General features: G+C 70.2%; 1 protein-coding gene. It reads left to right on the plus strand.

Annotated elements, in window-relative coordinates:
• Positions 1-248 (plus strand): ABC transporter permease subunit (locus SB816_RS33870; RefSeq protein WP_410548484.1); only part of this gene is annotated, 248 nt, incomplete at both ends.

Below are 248 nucleotides of genomic sequence, written 5' to 3' on the forward strand. Positions count from 1 at the left end.
GCCGCATGCCTCGGCGCGTCGCGCTGGCTCACGTTCCGCCGCGTCGTGCTGCCGGCCGTGCTGCCCGCGCTGCTCACCGGCTTCGCGCTCGCGTTCGCGCGCGCGCTCGGCGAGTACGGGTCGGTGATCTTCATCGCCGGCAACGTGCCGATGAAGTCCGAGATCACGTCGCTGCTGATCATCACGAAGCTCGAGCAGTACGACTACGCGGGCGCGACCGCGCTGGCGGTCGTGATGCTGGTCGTGTC

This window comes from Achromobacter sp. SIMBA_011 (genome assembly GCF_046535435.1).
GTDB lineage: Bacteria > Pseudomonadota > Gammaproteobacteria > Burkholderiales > Burkholderiaceae_B > Achromobacter > Achromobacter dolens.